The sequence below is a fragment of the Pseudarthrobacter sp. S3 genome, from assembly GCF_050156905.1.
Taxonomy (GTDB): domain Bacteria; phylum Actinomycetota; class Actinomycetes; order Actinomycetales; family Micrococcaceae; genus Arthrobacter.
Map to the genome: position 1 here is coordinate 3,686,824 of NZ_CP189583.1, position 17,094 is coordinate 3,703,917.

Annotated in this window: 19 protein-coding genes; 13 read left to right on the forward strand and 6 right to left on the reverse strand. The window is 66.3% G+C overall.

The window, feature by feature from the left end; translation table 11 throughout:
• Positions 1 to 94 precede the first annotated feature (94 nt).
• From ACQCSV_RS17720 to ACQCSV_RS17740, 5 genes are all read left to right on the forward strand, one after another.
• Positions 95 to 850 (forward strand): IclR family transcriptional regulator domain-containing protein, encoded by a 756-nt coding sequence (locus tag ACQCSV_RS17720; RefSeq protein ID WP_354222530.1) that lies wholly within the window; start codon positions 95 to 97, stop codon positions 848 to 850.
• Entirely contained in the window at positions 847 to 1,842 is a 996-nt protein-coding gene (gene hutG / locus ACQCSV_RS17725) for a formimidoylglutamase (RefSeq protein ID WP_354222532.1), read from the forward strand. Before ACQCSV_RS17720 ends, hutG begins: the two co-directional genes overlap by 4 nt.
• A gap of 37 nt (positions 1,843 to 1,879) precedes the next feature.
• Positions 1,880 to 3,385: an ABC transporter substrate-binding protein/permease gene (locus ACQCSV_RS17730; protein ID WP_354222534.1), complete on the forward strand. Its 1,506-nt coding sequence runs from the start codon at positions 1,880 to 1,882 to the stop codon at positions 3,383 to 3,385.
• Positions 3,385 to 4,116 carry an amino acid ABC transporter ATP-binding protein gene (locus ACQCSV_RS17735; RefSeq protein ID WP_426938894.1) on the forward strand — a complete coding sequence of 244 codons (732 nt, stop codon included), beginning with the start codon at positions 3,385 to 3,387 and terminating at the stop codon, positions 4,114 to 4,116. Before ACQCSV_RS17730 ends, ACQCSV_RS17735 begins: the two co-directional genes overlap by 1 nt.
• A gap of 154 nt (positions 4,117 to 4,270) precedes the next feature.
• Positions 4,271 to 5,080, forward strand: coding sequence for a carbonic anhydrase (locus ACQCSV_RS17740; RefSeq protein ID WP_426938895.1), 810 nt, complete (start codon positions 4,271 to 4,273; stop codon positions 5,078 to 5,080).
• Between the two features lie 22 nt (positions 5,081 to 5,102).
• Here ACQCSV_RS17740 and ACQCSV_RS17745 read toward each other — a convergent pair whose 3' ends face one another.
• A complete protein-coding gene (locus ACQCSV_RS17745; RefSeq protein WP_354154488.1) occupies positions 5,103 to 6,035 on the reverse strand; it encodes a threonine/serine dehydratase in 933 nt (310 codons plus the stop codon).
• Positions 6,036 to 6,240: 205 nt separating this feature from the next.
• Here ACQCSV_RS17745 and ACQCSV_RS17750 point away from each other — a divergent pair, with 205 nt between their 5' ends.
• The 8 genes from ACQCSV_RS17750 (at position 6,241) to bcp (ending at position 14,057) form a co-directional block, all read left to right on the forward strand.
• Positions 6,241 to 6,372 carry a hypothetical protein gene (locus ACQCSV_RS17750; protein WP_354222540.1) on the forward strand — a complete coding sequence of 44 codons (132 nt, stop codon included), beginning with the start codon at positions 6,241 to 6,243 and terminating at the stop codon, positions 6,370 to 6,372.
• A gap of 179 nt (positions 6,373 to 6,551) precedes the next feature.
• Positions 6,552 to 7,352: a TIM barrel protein gene (locus ACQCSV_RS17755; protein ID WP_354154487.1), complete on the forward strand. Its 801-nt coding sequence runs from the start codon at positions 6,552 to 6,554 to the stop codon at positions 7,350 to 7,352.
• Positions 7,241 to 8,263: a 2-hydroxy-3-oxopropionate reductase gene (locus ACQCSV_RS17760; protein ID WP_354154486.1), complete on the forward strand. Its 1,023-nt coding sequence runs from the start codon at positions 7,241 to 7,243 to the stop codon at positions 8,261 to 8,263. The genes ACQCSV_RS17755 and ACQCSV_RS17760 overlap by 112 nt, the downstream gene beginning before the upstream one ends.
• Positions 8,264 to 8,415: 152 nt before the next feature.
• Positions 8,416 to 10,194: a glyoxylate carboligase gene (gene gcl / locus ACQCSV_RS17765; RefSeq protein ID WP_354154485.1), complete on the forward strand. Its 1,779-nt coding sequence runs from the start codon at positions 8,416 to 8,418 to the stop codon at positions 10,192 to 10,194.
• 25 nt (positions 10,195 to 10,219) lie between these two features.
• Entirely contained in the window at positions 10,220 to 11,407 is a 1,188-nt protein-coding gene (locus ACQCSV_RS17770; protein ID WP_354154484.1) for a glycerate kinase, read from the forward strand.
• A complete protein-coding gene (allB, locus tag ACQCSV_RS17775; protein ID WP_354154483.1) occupies positions 11,400 to 12,761 on the forward strand; it encodes an allantoinase AllB in 1,362 nt (453 codons plus the stop codon). Before ACQCSV_RS17770 ends, allB begins: the two co-directional genes overlap by 8 nt.
• An 11-nt stretch (positions 12,762 to 12,772) precedes the next feature.
• Complete coding sequence (locus ACQCSV_RS17780; RefSeq protein ID WP_354222542.1) at positions 12,773 to 13,516, forward strand: winged helix-turn-helix domain-containing protein; 744 nt, start codon at positions 12,773 to 12,775, stop codon at positions 13,514 to 13,516.
• Between the two features lie 73 nt (positions 13,517 to 13,589).
• Positions 13,590 to 14,057, forward strand: coding sequence for a thioredoxin-dependent thiol peroxidase (gene bcp, locus ACQCSV_RS17785; protein WP_354154481.1), 468 nt, complete (start codon positions 13,590 to 13,592; stop codon positions 14,055 to 14,057).
• A gap of 84 nt (positions 14,058 to 14,141) precedes the next feature.
• Here bcp and ACQCSV_RS17790 read toward each other — a convergent pair whose 3' ends face one another.
• Genes ACQCSV_RS17790 through ACQCSV_RS17810 form a run of 5 tightly spaced genes read right to left on the reverse strand, consistent with a single transcriptional unit; the run spans position 14,142 to position 16,502 of the window.
• Entirely contained in the window at positions 14,142 to 15,245 is a 1,104-nt protein-coding gene (locus ACQCSV_RS17790) for a D-TA family PLP-dependent enzyme (RefSeq protein WP_354154480.1), read from the reverse strand.
• 32 nt (positions 15,246 to 15,277) lie between these two features.
• Positions 15,278 to 15,628, reverse strand: a complete 351-nt coding sequence (locus ACQCSV_RS17795) for a PfkB family carbohydrate kinase (protein WP_354154479.1) — start codon at positions 15,626 to 15,628, stop codon at positions 15,278 to 15,280.
• 9 nt (positions 15,629 to 15,637) lie between these two features.
• Positions 15,638 to 16,015: a hypothetical protein gene (locus tag ACQCSV_RS17800; protein WP_354154478.1), complete on the reverse strand. Its 378-nt coding sequence runs from the start codon at positions 16,013 to 16,015 to the stop codon at positions 15,638 to 15,640.
• The gene (locus ACQCSV_RS17805; protein WP_426938896.1) at positions 16,012 to 16,191 is read right to left on the reverse strand and encodes a hypothetical protein; all 180 of its coding nucleotides are present in this window, start codon (positions 16,189 to 16,191) and stop codon (positions 16,012 to 16,014) included. Before ACQCSV_RS17805 ends, ACQCSV_RS17800 begins: the two co-directional genes overlap by 4 nt.
• Before the next feature lie 8 nt (positions 16,192 to 16,199).
• Positions 16,200 to 16,502, reverse strand: a complete 303-nt coding sequence (locus ACQCSV_RS17810; protein ID WP_354154613.1) for a zinc-binding dehydrogenase — start codon at positions 16,500 to 16,502, stop codon at positions 16,200 to 16,202.
• Positions 16,503 to 17,094 lie beyond the last annotated feature (592 nt).

The window sequence follows — 17,094 nt, forward strand, 5'->3', positions numbered from 1 at the left end:
GTTAACGGCCAGTTCCCACCCGGCGGAAAATAAATTCCCACCCTATGGGAACATCTTAAGGCTGTCTGTGATTCCAGCCACTAACGTCGCTTTTATGCACACAGATCCGAGCCATTCCGTGATATCGGAAGGCAACGCCTCGCGGTTCGTTGACATCCTGCTCGAATTCGCGAGGCACCGGACCCTGACTGCAGCCCAGATCACTAAAACGACGGGCATCCCCACCAGCGCCGTGTACCGGCACCTTGCACTCCTGATGCAGTCCGGGCTGGTGGCGCAGACCCGGCGCCGCGGCCAGTACAGCGCTGGCCCGGAAACGCTGCGCCTCGCCGCCAACTTCCACCAGGAAGCCATGGTCAAGGGCCGCATCTCGGAGCAATTACAGCTGCTGTCCGATGAGACCCAGGAACTGGCCGCCTACCTGGTGGTCCGCGGTGCTGAGGCACTCTGCGTGGATGCCATCGAGGGCCCGCAGATGCTGCGCTGCAGCTACTCGCCGGGCCGCTCACTCCCCCTGCTCAGGGGCGCCAGCGCGCTGGCCCTGCTCGCGCATCTGGACCCCCAGGAACAGGGCAGGATCGTGGCAGGCCTTGGACTGAGCCAGGAGGACGCAGAGGACCTGAACCACGAGCTCCAGATCGTTCAGGACCGCGGCTTCGGCCTCAGCTACGGGGCGGTGGATGCCGGCGTCTGGGGCGTCAGTTTCCCCGTGCTCGACGACGGCGGCCGGCTTTTGGGTGCCGTCAGCACCATGGCTCCCGCGGACCGGGCGATCCGGCGCGAAAAGCAACTCATAGCAAGCACCCGTGACGCCGCATTGGCGCTCGGACATGGAGAAGGATCCCGATGACCAACCCCACCATCCAACACACGTGGACGGGCCGCGACGACGGTCCCGGCCCGGAACACCGGCGCTGGCACCACGCAGTGAAGACGGCCCAGGCCGGCACGGCCCAGGCTGGCACGGTCCAGAACGGCGCTGTCCAGACGGGCGCTGCCGGGATCGCCATCCTGGGATTCCGCAGCGATGAAGGCGTCCGGCGGAACAAGGGCCGGGTCGGCGCCGTCGACGGTCCTGCAAGCATCCGCTCCGCCCTCGCCCCCATGGCGGCCCCGGCGAACCTCGTGGTTCATGACCTTGGCGACACCAGCGTTGTGGACGGAAACCTCGAGGACGGCCAAAAGCGCCTCGGCGCGGCCGTCTGCCTGGCCCTGGACGCAGGCCACCTGCCTGTCATCCTGGGAGGCGGCCACGAAACCGCCTTCGGGACCTACACGGGCCTGCGCGCAAGCCAGGTCACCGATGGACGCCGCGTCGGCATCATCAACCTGGACGCGCACTTCGACCTGCGCGCCGAAGAGGTCCCGTCGTCGGGCACCCCGTTCCGGCAAGTGGCCGCGGCCGAGCAAGCCCTGGGGCACGGGTTCAACTACACGGTGCTGGGCATCAGCCAGCCCGGCAACACCGAGGCACTGTTCCAGACAGCCCGGGACCTCGGCGTCAAGTACCTCCTGGACGAGGAATGCACCGAGTCCAGGGTTGAGCAGGTCCGCCAGTTCACGCAGGACTTCATCGACTCCGTGGACGTCCTCTACCTGACGATCGACCTCGATGTCCTTCCCGCGTACGTCGCCCCCGGCGTCAGCGCACCGGCGTCGTACGGGGTTCCCCTTTCCGTTGTCTTGGACGTATGCCGTCACCTGGCCCGCTCCCCCAAGCTCACCGTCGTCGACGTCGTTGAACTGAACCCCACATTCGACGTCGACTCCCGCACCGCCCGCACGGCCGCACGCCTCATCCACACCATCGCCACCGAGCGATCCGGGCACCGGCATGCGTAGCCGGACGTCCGACTCCCCTCCCCAGAAACGAGCACAGATGAAGAACCGATTCCCGCGATTCGGATGGGCTGCCACGACGGCTGCCCTTCTGGCCGTGTTGCTGGGGCTGGCCGCGCCGGCAGCCCGGGCCGAGACGACCCCGGCGACCCCGTCGGCCGGAAAGATGGCAGACCTGCGCTCGGGCAAGAGCACCCTCAAGGTCGGCACCGACGCCTCCTTCCCGCCGTTTGAATTCACCGATGCCAACGGCACCAAGATCGGCTTCGACATCGACGTTGTGCGGGAGCTCGCGTCCAAGTCCGGCATCAAGAACGTCGAGTTTGTGCAGATGCCGTTCGGCAACATCGTCCCGGCACTGCAGGCAAACCAGATCGACGTCGGCGCTTCCGCCATCTACATCAGCCCCGAACGCGCCAAGGTGGTGGACTTCTCCGAGATCTACTACCCCGGCGGCCTGGGCATGTTCGTTTCCACGTCCAACGACACCGTCAAGACGCTCGCGGACCTCGCCGGCAAGAAGGTTGCCGTGCAGGTAGGCACCAAGTCCGTGGAGTGGCTGCGCCAGAACCAGCCGCAGGCCGAACTGGTCCAGGTCCAGACCAACGACCAGATGTTTTCCTCGGTCAAACTCGGCCAGGCCGACGCCGTGGTCACCGGGCAGCCCGGCGGCCGGTACTTCATCCACGAGCAGGGCGGCCTGAAGCAGGTCGGCGAGCGCCTGACGAATGAGAACTACGGTTTCGCGTTCCAGAAAAGTGATTCGGACATCCGCGAGGCGTTCAACACGGCACTGAAGGACATGCAGTCATCCGGCGACTTTACCAAGGCCACCGCCAAGTGGTTCGGCGACGAATCCAGCACCGCCACCGGGCCCACCAAGGAGCACAGCCTCTTCAACGTCTCCTCGATCACCAACTCCTGGGGCCCGCTCATGCAGGGCCTGGGAACCACGTTGCAGATCATCGCGCTGTCACTGGCCCTGAGCCTGCTGTTCGGCATGCTGGGCGGCTTCGCCAAGCTCTCGCACATCCGGCCCATCCGCTGGATCGGCAAGGTGTACGTCTCCGTGGTCCGCGGCACCCCGTTCATCGTCCAGCTGTTCTTCATCTACTTCGGCCTGCCGCAGCTGGGCATCCAGCTCTCCCCGATGGTGGCCGGCATCCTGGCCCTGGGCCTCTACAGCGGCTCCTATGTCACGGAAATCGTCCGCGGCGCTATCCAGTCCGTTGACAAGGGCCAGATGGAAGCCGCCCGGTCCTGCGGCATGAGTTCAGCCTCCGCCCTGCGCCACGTGATCATCCCGCAGGCCTTCCTGCGCATGCTCCCGCCGCTCGGGAACGAGTTCGTCTCCCTGACCAAGAACTCCGCGCTGGTGTCCTTCGTGACCATCAGCGAACTGTTCCTGGTGGGTCAGACCATCATTTCCCGCACCTTCGATGCACTGACCGTGTACGTCTTCATCGGCCTGGTGTACTACGTCCTCACAAACATCATCGGCCTGGCCGCAAACGCAATCGAGAAGAAGATGGCGGTTTACATCTAATGGCACTCCTGGAAACGAAAGACATCACCAAGTCCTACGGTGACCACCACGTCCTCAAAGGCATCGACTTCACCATCGAGCCCGGCGAAGTTGTCGCCGTCATCGGCCCCAGCGGCGGCGGCAAGTCCACCTTCCTGCGCTGCCTGAACCTACTCGAGACGCCCACCTCCGGACACGTTGTATTCGACGGCGAGGACCTCCTGGCGCCGAAAGTGGACCTGGACCGCCTGCGCTCCCGCATGGGTATGGTGTTCCAGCAGTTCAACCTGTTCCCCAACATGACGGCCCTGAAAAACGTCATGCTTCCGCAGATGGATGTTCTGAAGGTCAGCAAAAAGGACGCGGAAGCACGCGCCATGGAACTGCTCGAAAAAGTCAACATGACCCACCGGGCGCACGTCTACCCGAACCGACTCTCCGGCGGCCAGAAGCAGCGCATCGCGATCGCCCGCGCCGTGGCCATGAACCCCAAAGTGATGCTCTTCGACGAACCCACCAGCGCCCTGGACCCCGAAGTGGTCCATGACGTCCTGGATGTCATGGCCGGCCTCGCCGCCGACGGCATGACCATGGTGGTGGTCACCCACGAAATGGGCTTTGCCCGCAAAGTGGCGGACCGTGTGGTGTTCATCGACGGCGGAAAGATCGCCGCCGACCTCCCGCCGGAAGAGTTCTTCGCCGAAAGCAACACCAACCCGCGCATCCGGTCGTTCCTGGAGAAGGTTCTGTAGCCCGGGACCCCTTCGGGAACCTGCACCCCGGCAACACCGTGGGTCACATCCTGCAGCGAGGCTCTGTGACAAGACCTGCCACCGGGCCCCGTGATAGTCGTCGTAGGTCCGGCCGGGCTCTCCGGTACGGACTTACACGACCCGAAGGATGGAAATGCGCAGCGCCACAATAATGACCAGGAAGTCTTTGCTCGTTGGATCCGGCCTGGGGCTGGTGGCACTGATCACCGGCTGCGGCAAGCCCGCCGCCGGGGTCCCGGCACCCTCGCCGGCCACCCCCGCAGCGCCCCACGCCTGGTCCTACGACGGCGCCGAAGGCCCCGATCACTGGGGCGCGTTGAGCTCCGATTTCGGTTCCTGCTCTTCCGGCACCGCCCAGTCCCCCATCGACGTCGGAGGTGCTTCCGGCATTAGGCCGGCGCCGATCACGCTGGCCTATTCGGCTTCGGAGGGCGAGATGACCGACAACGGCCACACCACCGAGCTGCGCGCCCGCACGGCCCAGGGCATAACAGTGGAGGGCAAGCAGTATGACTTCAAGCAGATGCACTTCCACGCACCGTCCGAGCACACGCTGGAGGGCGTCCGCTACGAGGCCGAGTTCCATTTCGTCCACCAGGCCGACGACGGCGGGCTTGCCGTGATCGGGATCCTCGCCACTGTTGGGGCTACCAATGCGGCGTGGGCGCCGTTCACGGACGGTGTGCCTGCCGCAGCCGATGGGCAGAAGGTGGCGGCCGGCGTCGTGGACTTCCCGGCACTGTTCCCGGCGTCACTGGACCATGTCGCGTATGACGGCAGCCTGACCACACCGCCCTGCTCGGAAGGCGTGCGCTGGCTGCTCCTCGAGACCACCGTCGAGCTGGGAGCCGGGCAACTCGCCGCACTGCGCGCGGCGCACGCGGGCAACAACCGGCCGGTCCAGCCGCTCAACGGCAGGGACGTGGCTGTGGTCGATCAGTAGGGCCTCAGGGCACGCGCCGGCCTCAGACCGTGGCGGGATCCGTGTTGGCCCCGCAGAGGATCACGGCAACGCGTTCCCCGTCCGCCGGAACATAGGCGCCGGAGTGCAGGGCGGCGAAGGCCGTGGCCGCGCCGTGCTCCACGATGATGCGGTACTGCTCCCACAGCAGTGAGCGGGCGGCAACGATGTCCTCGTCGGTGACCAGCACGGCGCGGACGCCGGTACGGACGGCCACTTCGAAGCCGATCCGGCCGATCTGCCGGGCCCCCAGGGAGTCCGCGGCGATCCCGGAGACGGCCACGTCCACGGGTGCCCCGGCCGCGAGCGCGGCATGGAGGGTGGGCGTGGATTCAGACTCGACGCCCACCACTTTGGCCCGGCCCTCCACGGCGGCCGCGACCCCCGCCATGAGCCCGCCACCGCCCACGGCCACCACTACGGTGTCCACGTGACCCAGCTGCGTCAGCAGCTCGGTTCCGATGGTGCCGGCGCCGGCAGCGATCTCGGGTTGGTCGTAGGCATGGCAGTAGACCGCGCCGGTCTCGGCGGCGTAGGCCATCGCGGCGTTGTACGCCTCGGAGTATTCGGCCCCGTGCTGGATGACGTTGGCGCCGATGGCCCAGAGCTTCTTGACCTTCACGGCCGGGGCGGTCTCGGGAACGAATACGGTGGCCGGGACGCCGACTGCCGCGGCGGCGTAGGCGTTGGCGAGGCCGGCGTTGCCGCCGGAGGCCACCACGATGCCCACGTCGTCCTTCAGTTCGCCGCGCTCCCGGCAGGCCAGGACCCGGTTGAACGCGCCCCGGGCCTTGAAGGTGCCGGTGTGCTGCATGAACTCGCACTTGAACCACACGTCGTCCGGGAATGGGCCGCGGTCTGCCGCCAGCACGGGCGTGATGCGGATCCGCCCGGCAATCCGGGCAGCGGCTTCGTCGATGTCGGCACGTGTGACCATGGGGAAATCCTCGTTCCGGGTGGGGCTGGGTCCAATGTTCAGGCTATCGCCCGAAATATCCCACGAGCGCCGGTGTTGCCCCGGTTCCGATCCTCTCCTCAGGTCTGATCGGGGTTCCGTGGCAATGGCTGGCCCGGCCAGGCGGAAACAAGCCGACACGGCTTACTGTCGACCCGCTGGATTTACGTGAACACTGAAGACAAACTTGCCCGGCCTCACCCTGGACATCCCGCTGATCCCCGCCCTCTCAAGCGAAAGGGCCCGCACCTACGCGCGGCGGGACCGCAAGGAGCCCAAACGGGATTCGACGCGTCCCGGCGGCCGTGCGACGTTCTGAGCTGCGGCAAGTCCCACCGGCCTCTTCCAGCCCCCGCCCGTCCCGACACTCCCCTTGACTCCAGCGTCCACCTTCCCTAAACTTTTCATAAAGCAGAATCTAAATTCCACAAAGCGGAAACCCACATAGGGTCAAGACAGCGGAAGATAGATCAAAGCCCCTCCCCGGAAGGACCTACGATGACGTACACAGTGAACTGCTCCATCCTCTTGACGGAGCTTCCCCTGCTTGAGCGCCCCGCAGCCGCAAAGGCTGCCGGCTTTGACGCCGTCGAGTTCTGGTGGCCCTTCGAGACCTCCGTCCCCACGGACGCCCAGGTCACCGGGTTTGAGAACGCGATCAAGGACGCAGGCGTCCAGCTCACGGGCCTGAACTTCAACGCCGGCAACATGCCCGGCGGCGACCGCGGCCTGGTTTCCTGGCCCGCCCGCTCCACCGAATTCCTGGACAACATCGACGTCGTTGCCGGCATCGGCGAGCGTCTGGGCTGCAAGGCCTTCAACGCCCTCTACGGCAACCGCATCGACGGCGAATCGGCCGACAAGCAGGACGCCATCGGCGCCGAAAACCTCGCCGCGGCAGCTGCCGGCGTCGCGGGCATCGGCGGCACCGTCCTCCTCGAACCCGTCAGCGGCGCCCCCAAGTACCCGCTCCTCACGGCCGAAGACGCACTCAAGGTCATCGCCCGCGTCAAGGCGGAATCCGGCGTCGAGAACATCAAGCTCCTCGCGGATTTCTACCACCTGGCAGTCAATGGCGACGATGTCGCAACCGTCATCGAAAAGCACGCAAAGGACTTCGGCCACATCCAGATAGCCGACAACCCCGGCCGCGGGGCTCCCGGAACCGGTGAGCTTCCTCTCGGCGAATGGATCGCCCGCAGCCGCGAACTCGGCTACGACGGCTACATCGGCCTCGAATACAAGGAACCGGCGGAAACCGCGTTCGCCTGGGCCATCCGCCAGCGCGTCGCCCGCTAATCCACCATCAGACTTTCAGTAAAGGAACCACAATGAGCAACGTTGCAGTCATCGGACTCGGAATCATGGGCCTGCCCATGGCCATCAACCTGGTCAAAGCCGGCCACACCGTCACCGGCTTCAACCGCAGCCAGGACAAGATCGACAAGCTCGTCTCCGAAGGCGGCCAGGGTGCCACGAGCATCGCGGACGCCGTGAAGGACGCCGACGTCGTCATCACCATGGTGCCGGACTCCCCCGACGTTGAGGGTGTAGTCAGCGGCAAGGACGGCGTCTTCGCCAACGCGAAGAAGGGCACCCTCTGGATCGACGCGTCCAGCATCCGCCCGGACGTTGCCAAGCGCCTCTCCGACGACGCCCAGGAGGCCGGCATCCGCCCCCTCGACGCCCCGGTATCCGGCGGCGAACAGGGCGCCATCAACGCCGCACTCTCCATCATGGTGGGCGGCGAGGCAGCCGATTTCGAGGCAGCGCAGGACGTCCTCAATGCCGTCGGCAAGACCATTGTCCACGTCGGCCCGTCCGGCTCCGGCCAGACCGTCAAGGCAGCCAACCAGCTGATCGTCGCCGTCAACATCCAGGTCCTGGGCGAAGCGATCGCCTTCCTCGAGGCCTACGGTGTGGATACGGACGCGGCCCTCAAGGTCCTCGGCGGCGGCCTGGCCGGCTCCAAGGTCCTCGACCAGAAGGGCCAGAAGATGCTTGACCGCAACTTCGACCCCGGCTTCCGCCTCGCCCTCCACCACAAGGACCTCGGCATCGTCACCTCGGCAGCCCGCGAAGCCAATGTCGCCGTCCCGCTTGGCGCCGTCGTCGCACAGCTCGTCGCCGCAACCGTCAACCAGGGCGACGGCGGCCTCGACCACTCCGGCCTCTTCAAGCAGGTCCTGCAGCTCAGCGGCCGCAAGTAGGCCTAGCGACCAACCGATAGTTTTTGTCCAGATAACGCCCTCAATTCCCCCTCTACACGGCGTTATCTGGACAAAAACTTCCTTCAGCACACCAAAAATCGGGCTTCACCAAGCTCAGCCACCGAAGAACACAGACTTTCAAGGAGTACACAATGACGAAGATGCGCACTGTCGACGCTGCCGTCGCGATCCTGGTAAAGGAAGGCGCCATCGAGGCCTTCGGCCTGCCAGGCGCGGCAATCAACCCGTTCTACTCCGCCATGCGGAAGAACGGCGGTGTCCGCCACACGCTGGCCCGCCACGTTGAGGGCGCCAGCCACATGGCCGACGGGTACTCCCGGGCCCAGGACGGCAACATCGGCATCTGTATCGGCACCTCGGGCCCTGCCGGCACGGACATGATCACCGGCCTGTACGCGGCCTGGGCGGATTCCATCCCCATGCTCTGCATCACCGGCCAGGCCCCCGTGGCCAAGCTGCACAAGGAAGACTTCCAGGCCGTGGACATCCAGACCATCGCCGCCCCGGTCACCAAGTTGTCCATGACCATCATGGAGCCGGGCCAGGTTCCGGGCGCCTTCCAGAAGGCCTTCCAGCTGATGCGCTCCGGCCGTCCGGGCCCGGTTCTGCTGGACCTGCCGTTCGACGTGCAGATGGCCGAGATCGAATTCGACATCGACGCCTACGAGCCCATCGTGGTCCAGAAGCCCACGGCCTCCCGCAAGCAGCTGGAGAAGGCCCTGGACATGCTGACCGCAGCCGAGCGCCCGCTGATCGTGGCCGGTGGCGGCATCATCAACGCCGGCGCCTCCACGCAGCTGGTGGAACTGGCCGAACTGCTGAATGTTCCGGTCATCCCCACCCTGATGGGCTGGGGCACCATCCCGGACGACCACGTCCTGATGGCCGGCATGGTGGGCCTGCAGACCAGCCACCGCTACGGCAACGAGACCATGCTGGCCTCCGACTTCGTGATAGGCATCGGCAATCGCTGGGCCAACCGCCACACCGGCGGCCTGGACACCTACACGGCCGGCCGCAAGTTCGTGCACATCGACATCGAGCCCACCCAGATCGGCCGTGTGTTCTCGCCGGACCTGGGCATCGCGTCCGACGCCGGTGCGGCGCTGGACGGGCTGATTGAGCTGGCACGCGAGCGCCAGGCAGCGAAGTCCCTGCCGGACTACTCCGGCTGGGTTGCCGAGTGCACCGCACGCAAGGGTTCCCTGCAGCGCAAGACGCACTTCGAGAACGTGCCGATCAAGCCGCAGCGCGTGTACGAGGAGATGAACAAGGCGTTCGGCAAGGACACCACCTACGTTTCCACCATCGGCCTCTCGCAGATCGCCGGCGCACAGATGCTGCACGTCTTCGGCCCGCGCAAGTGGATCAACGCCGGCCAGGCAGGCCCCCTGGGCTGGACCGCCCCGGCCGCCCTCGGCGTAGTCCGCGGCAAGCCGGACGAGACCGTTGTTGCCCTGTCCGGTGACTACGACTTCCAGTTCATGATCGAAGAGCTGGCCGTGGGCGCGCAGTTCAACCTGCCGTACATCCACGTGGTGGTGAACAACTCGTACCTGGGCCTGATCCGCCAGTCGCAGCGCGGCTTCGAGATGGAACAGAACGTGTCCCTGGCGTTCGAGAACATCAACTCACCGGAAACAAACGGGTACGGCGTGGACCACATCAAGGTGGCCGAAGGCCTGGGCTGCAAGGCCATCCGCGTGGAAAACCCGGCGGACCTGCCGGCCGCGTTCGACAAGGCCAAGGCCCTGATGAACGAGTTCAAGGTTCCCGTGGTGGTTGAAGTGATCCTGGAAAAGATCACCAACATCTCCATGGGCGTTGAGATCAACGCCGTGAACGAGTTCGAGGAGTTGGCCGCCCGCGGCGAGGACGCCCCCACCGCGATCATCGCCCTGCTGGACTAGTCAGAAACCGATAGGAGGTACCGGAATGCGTGTGGTCATCGCCCCGGACAAGTTCAAGGGCTCGCTGTCCGCCCCCGACGTCGCCAGCCGCCTGAGCGCGGGACTGCAGTCAGTTGTGGCGGACCTCGAGACCACACTCATTCCGGTGGCCGACGGCGGCGAGGGCACCCTCGACGCCGCCGTCGGCTCCGGCTTCACCCGCCGGAGCGCCACCGTCACCGGCCCCACCGGCCAGCCGGTTCGGGCCGACTTCGCGGTCCGCGGCCGGGAGGCCGTGATCGAAATGGCCGCAGCTTCCGGGCTCGCGCTGCTGCCCTCCGTCATCGCAGGCGGCAGCCCTGACTCCGGAACGGCCACCACCGCCACGAGCCTGGGCACCGGCGAACTGATCCGGGCCGCCCTGGACCTGGGCTGCCGCAAGTTCATCCTGGGTGTGGGCGGCAGCGCCAACACCGACGGCGGCGCCGGAGTTCTGCAGGGCCTCGGGGCAGTGCTCCTGGACGCCGAGGGCAACGAGCTCCCCGGCGGCGGGGCCGCCCTGGCCCGCCTGGACCGGATCGATTTCTCCGGCCTGGACGTCCGGCTGGAGGATTCCCGCTTCACCCTGGCATCCGACGTCGACAATCCCCTTCTGGGGCCCAGCGGCGCCGCCTCGATCTTCGCACCGCAGAAGGGCGCGACGCCGAGTGACGTCGTCGCGCTGGACGCGGCGCTGACGAACTTTGTCTCGGTCCTTGCCGGCGAGATCGGCGTCCGCGCCGAGCATGCCGCCGTCGCACCCGGCGCAGGTGCAGCCGGCGGCGTCGGCTACATTGCCATCGCGGCGCTGGCCGCGGCACGCAGGCCGGGCATCGACGTCGTACTCGAATTCACTGAACTGGAGCAGCGGCTGGCCGGCGCGGACCTGGTGATCACCGGCGAAGGCAGCCTGGACGAGCAGAGCCTGCTCGGCAAGACCCCCATGGGCGTGGCCCGCGCCGCCGCGCGCGCCGGAATTCCCGTGATTGCCGTCTGCGGCCGCAGTACGCTGAGCCAGGAACAGCTCACGGAAGCCGGGTTCAGGGCAGTTCACGCCCTGACCGATTTTGAAAACAATGTAGAGAAATGTATGGCCGAAGCAGGCCCGCTGCTTGAAGAATTAGGTAAGCACATCGGCATGCACCTGCCTGCAAGTGCAGCGCGTACCGACACCAAGGAGAACGTCCATGTCTGAAGAAACCACCCTGGCGGCCGGCGCGTTTGACCTGGTCATCCGTGGCCAGCGCATCCTCACCACCGCGGGCATCACCGCCCGTGAAGTGGGCATCCGCGACGGCGTGATCGTCGCCATCGAACCGTTCGGCAACGGCCTCACCGGCGCGCAGGTCATTGACCTGGCCGACGACGAAACCCTGATCCCCGGCCTCGTGGACACCCATGTCCACGTCAACGAGCCCGGCCGCACCGAGTGGGAGGGCTTCGCCTCCGCCACCCGCGCAGCCGCCGCCGGCGGTGTCACCACCATCATCGACATGCCGCTGAACTCCATCCCGCCCACCACCACCGTGGAGAACCTCAAGCTCAAGCGCGAAGTGGCCGAGGACCAGGCGTTTGTGGACGTCGGCTTCTGGGGCGGTGCCGTACCGGGCAACAAGAAGGACCTCCGCGGCCTCCATGACGAGGGCGTCTTCGGCTTCAAGTGCTTCCTGCTGCACTCCGGCGTGGACGAATTCCCGCACCTCGAAGCAGACGAGATGGAGGAGGACATGGCCGAGCTCAAGTCCTTCGACTCCCTGATGATCGTCCACGCCGAGGACTCCCACGCGATCGACCGCGCCCCGCACCCGGGCGGTGACCACTACGAAACGTTCCTGGCCTCCCGCCCGCGCGGTGCCGAGAACAAGGCCATCGCCGAGGTCATCGAGCGCGCCCGCTGGACCGGCGCCCGCGCCCACATCCTGCACCTCTCGTCCTCCGACGCGCTGCCCATGATCGCCAGTGCAAAGCGCGACGGCGTTCACCTCACCGTGGAGACATGCCCGCACTACCTGACCCTGATGGCCGAGGAAATCCCCGACGGCGCCACCGCCTACAAGTGCTGCCCGCCGATCCGTGAGGCCTCCAACCGCGAGCTGCTCTGGAAGGGCCTGCAGGAGGGCACCATCGACTGCATCGTCTCGGACCACTCCCCCTCCACCCTGGACCTGAAAGACCTCGAAAACGGCGACTTCGCCGTGGCCTGGGGCGGCGTCTCATCGCTGCAGCTGGGGCTGTCCCTGATCTGGACCGAGGCCCGGCACCGCGGCATCACCCTGGAACAGGTGGTGTCCTGGATGGCTGAGAAGCCGGCCGCACTGGCCCGCCTGCACAACAAGGGCCAGCTTGCCCTCGGTTACGACGCGGACTTCTCCATCTTCGCGCCGGATGACGCTTTCGTCGTCGACGTCACCAAGCTCAAGCACAAGAACCCCATCACGCCCTACGACGGCAAGGCGCTCTCCGGCGTCGTCCGCAAAACGTTCCTTCGCGGCAGCGAGATCGACGGCCGCACGCCCAGCGGCAAGCTGATCCGCCGCGGCGGCGTCTGAGGCGCAGCGCGATGGCCGTAAACGTCCACGCCCCCTACCCGCGGCCTCGCGCCGGCGCCCGCGTCGGCTTCAGCCCGGGAGCTCGTCCCGGCCCTCAGCCGGGGCTTCAGCCGCGCGGCCCTCAGCCGGGGCTTCAGCCGCGCGGCCTGGCGGTGTGGCTCCAGCCGTGTGAAGGCCAGGAGATCGACCCGGCGGTCTGGGCCCAGGCTGCCCAGGCGGTCCTGGCTCGTGCCCGGCAGCTCGCTCCGGAAGCCGGAATCCACCTGTGGACCGCGGCCGGAACCGGAACGCCCGACGTCGAAGGTTCGGACGCTGCCGACGGTTCAGCCGTTTTCGACGGCGCTGGCGTTTCGGGAACGGCGTCCGACGCCGGAAACGGTACCGCCGCCGTCGCCCCACCGGTCTCCCTGCCTGTCTCCCTGGCCGGAAGGCGCAGCGTCGTGGCTGTCGATCTGGCTGCGGATACCGTCCTCCTGGACGGTGTCCCGGTCAGCCTGACCTTCATGGAATTCAGCCTCCTGCGGTACCTCGTGGAGAACCAGTCGCGTCCTATTAAACGTGAAGAACTGCAACGCATTCTCGAGTCGCTGGACTGCCCCGGCGCCGCATTCCGCTCCATTGACGTGTACGTTGGCCGCGTCCGGCGCAAGCTGGGCTCCGCCCGCCACGCCATCGCCACGGTGCGCGGGGGCGGCTACCAGTTTGTGCCCGGACCGGGCAGCACTGTCCGCGGACCCGCGGAATACTGCATCTAGCTAGTCCGTTGCAGTCATAGATTGATCGCCGGCCACGGCGGTTGCCCCACACCCCCCAGTCAAGGATCCTCACATGACCCAGAAACTCCTCCCCGGAACACAGGCCCCCGATTTCGCACTGCTCAACGCAGACGGCCATAAGGTCTCCCTCTCCGATTACCGCGGACGCAACGTCGTTGTGTACTTCTACCCGGCAGCCGCCACCCCCGGCTGTACCACCGAGGCCTGCGACTTCCGCGACAACCTCGCCAGCCTGCAGTCCTCTGGCTACGAGGTCCTGGGCATCTCCCCGGACGCGCCTGAGAAGCTGGCGGCCTTCACCGGAGACTTCGCCCTGACGTTCCCGCTGCTCTCCGACCAGGACCACGCCGTGGCGCTGGCCTACGGCGCCTGGGGTGAGAAGCTCGTGAACGGCGAAGTGGTTGACGGCCTGGTCCGTTCCACCGTGGTGCTTGACGCCGAAGGCAAGGTCATGCTCACCCAGTACCAGATCCAGGCGCAGGGCCACGTCGCAGCACTCAAGGCAGAGCTCGGCCTCTAAGCTTCGCCGGCCTGACACTTGCATGGCCCTAGCCGAGCGGCTACGACGCCGGGACTTCCCGGCGTCGTAGCCGCTTTTTGGGGACTATTTGTTTCGTCCGCGTGCGGCCACGTGCCAGCGGTCCACGATTTTGCCGCCGCTGACCACGGTGACGTCGTCGACGAGGTTCATGGCGATGCAGACGTGATTGGGGACCACACGCAGCCGGTCTCCGAGAGCCGGCAGCGTTGTCTCTTCCGGCCACACAACGGTGGCGTGGTGTTCTGACAGTGCGGTGATCCGGGCGTCCGGATGGTCCAGGAGCCGCCCGAATCCGGTGGTCCAGCCGGGCCGGTCCCCGCCGAGGATCTTGCTGCCGGAGTCCAGGATGACCCTCCGCGGCATGAGGTCGGTGCCTTCATGACGGCTGACGATTGTTGCCGCGATGGTCAGTGCGATGTCTTCGGCCGCACAGCGTTCCAGTTCCAGTTGTTGGGCGTCTCCGAAAACGTATACGCCGGGCCGGACTTCCGTGGCTCCGGAGTCGCCAGCGGTGAGGGCTGCGGTGGGGGTGGATCCGCCGCTGCGGTGGGCGACGTGGAAACCTGCCGCGTTGAGCAGGCCTGCGGCTTCGCCGAGGGCCAGCCGTTCCTCGTCCATAGCCTTCAACGGCATGCCCGGAGCATAGCTGTGCCCTGGAAACGTGAAAATCCCCGTGACGCGCAGCCCACCCCGGGATGCGGCCTGGGCGACGCCGACGACGGCGTCAGGCGCTATCCCGCTGCGGTGATGGCCGCAGTCGATCTCCAGCACCACTTCAACCTGGCCGACGGCACGGCCCAGTGACGCGGCCATGGTTTCGGCTGCTTCCCGTGAGTCCAGTCCAACTGCGATCCTGGCTTTTACTGCAAGTTTCCGGAGCCGGTCAGCCTGCCGGGGACCGACCCAGAGCGGATACGCGATGAAGATATCTTTGGCCCCGTGCTCTGCAAAGACTTCGGCCTCTCCCAGGGTGGCCACGGTCAGCCCGACGGCTCCGGCTGCCAGCTGCATTTCAGCGATTTCGGGCACTTTGTGCGTCTTGACATGCGGCCGAAGGTGCAGGCCCTTGGCCCGGACGGCAGTTGCCATGCGGTCGATATTTCGCTGGAGCACGTCCCGGTCGATGATGATCTCCGGTGTGTCGATTTCCGCTGGGATGGTCATCATTCCACTCTACGTGGAAAGAGTCATCGCATACTCTATGTATACAACACCGACCGTCGCTGCGGACCCTCTGAGCGGAGATTCGTCCTTGCTCCAACGCTGTGAGCCCGGCGCGAACGTACACCTGGGGCCCTAACCGACTGGACGCACCATAGTCGAGCAGACGCACGACGGCGGGACCTCCCGCCGTCGTGCGCTTTCGCCATGAAGGAGTCGCCGGCGCCCACGGAGTCTGCCACGGTAACGGGTTCGGGAGCCATCGCCATGCGACCCTGGCGGGCCAGAATGACCGGGCCTGGGGCGCCGCGCGTCAGGGCTACGAACGCCGGTCCGAGTTCCAGCCAGGCTGCCAGGCTCTCCTCGGGTGCCGGTGCGGATGGAGCCACACGAGGTCTTCATCGCTGGCTTCGACGATGTGGCTGGCGGCCACGAAGCGTTCCGCCTTTTGTGCGGGCCGTGGCCACATCGGGGCCTATCGCCGGCCGACAATTGGGGTCGAAAGAGATCGTCACCCCCTCACGGGCGGCCCTCAGCAGTCCATGCGTGGCTTGGTCACCCGGCCCCAGCACGGCCGCGATCGATCCTGTATGGACGTGGGTGGAACTTTCGACCGCTGCCAAAGCCGCAAGCGACGTCCCGTTGATGTCCCAGCTGATGTCGAACGCGTAGGTGGCGCCGTCGTCGGGACCCAGCGTGGCGATCGCCGTTGACGTAGGCGAACTGCCGTCCCGGACCACTGTGACGCCATTAGCCTTCAGATGCCCCTCGATCATGTGCCCATGTGGATCATCGGCTTAGTGCGGTACAAGGTTGGTCGCCAGACCAGCCGCGCCACGCCCACAGCCAGGTTGAGGGGACTGCCTCCCGCGTGCGCCTGGACTTCGCCCGGCCTGCGGGGGTCGCTGATGGTGTCCTCGAGCGACTCGCCGATGACGGTGGTCATGGTCACCGGCCCGGTTAGACCACGGCTTTGAGCTGGATCGCCAGCGGGCAGGTGTTGGTGTAGCGGAAGACGCCGGAGAGCGAGATCTCGCGGTTCTGGAGGTAGGAGACGGGGAGTTCGACGTCGTCGGCCCCGAGTCCCACGAGGATGACCCTGCCTGCGGGCCCGACGGCTTTGGTCCCTGAGCGGACGGCCTGCGGGGCGCCGGAAGCGTCGATGAACGCATCGACGTCGAGCCCTTCGCTACTGTCCGACCTGGCGTTCAGGGCATGCGTGGCGCCGTGTTCGAGGGCGAACGCCAGCCGGCCTTCGGCGATGTCCGTGATGTAGATTTCGCTGGCGCCGAAGGCGCGGGCTGCCTGGGCGGCGATTGATGCCGATGGGGCGGGCGCCGGCGATCAGGACCCGGCTGCCGGGCTTGATCTGGGCGCGTTCGCAGGCCCAGAGGCCAACGGAGAGCGGTTCGATGAGCGCTGCCGTCCCGGCGTGCCATGCTCACCTGGATCCATCCCTTCGCCGGTTGATGTCCTCAAAGCAGGGCAATCTTCGACGTCCCTCGTCGTATTATCCACGAATTTCCTTCCCGCGGAGGGTTACATCACGCTGATTGCGATCCGTCGATTTCGACTTTGACACCCATACCCAATTCGGCCGGAATCGTGGTCCGCGGGGAAAGTCGCTGCAAAGAACTCACCATAGACGGCGTAAGTTCCGCCCAAGCACCCTCGGTGCTGATATAGACGCGCACGGAAGCCAGATCGGGCGTCGTTCCTCCAGCCGCGTCAATCACGTTTCGAAGGTTGTTGAGCGCGCGGTGTAACACCACCGGCAGAGAGGCCCGGGATCCTGTGATGCCCAAAACCAGAAACCGCCACCAGCCCCAAAATCAAGCAGGACCGGCAGCGGTTC